Origin of the sequence: Larkinella sp. C7, from assembly GCF_006149005.1 — a bacterium.
Lineage (GTDB): Bacteria > Bacteroidota > Bacteroidia > Cytophagales > Spirosomataceae > Larkinella.
Genome location: NZ_VBSL01000070.1, coordinates 1 through 417, shown reverse-complemented (window position 1 = coordinate 417; position 417 = coordinate 1). Strand labels below are relative to the sequence as shown.

The window sequence follows — 417 nt, the reverse complement described above, 5'->3', positions numbered from 1 at the left end:
GTTCACCCTTCTGGCGGAAGCTTTCAGCCTTTTCAGTCGCCGCCAGTTCTTTTTCCTGCTTGACCAGCTTCTTTTTATTTTTTTCTAGGTCATTTTGGACACGGTGAATAAGGTCGCTGGCCTGTTGAGCAACTCGGTCTCGCTCAGCCTTATCTTGATAGTAGAAGTCCATAAGCTCAGACAGGCTGGCAAAGTCCTTCTGGCTGTCGCTAAAGGCAACAGGAGCGAAACTTTTCTCTGTTAGGCTGGGCTGGCAGGGCTGATTGAAGAAGGCTCGGAAGTTCTTGAGCCTATCTGCTTGTAGATAGCTAGCTAACTCTTGAGCGGTATCCCGTCCCAAACCTTGAAAGAGTTTTTGCAGGCTTTTGGGACTGAGGTCTTGCGTTTGCAGGATTTCAAAGAGACGACCTTCCTGAG

General features: G+C 48.9%; 1 protein-coding gene. It reads right to left on the bottom strand.

Annotation, left to right across the window (positions count from 1 at the left end):
- Positions 1-417: NFACT family protein (locus tag FH871_RS34395; protein WP_229317750.1), on the bottom strand; the 417-nt coding region annotated here is incomplete at both ends.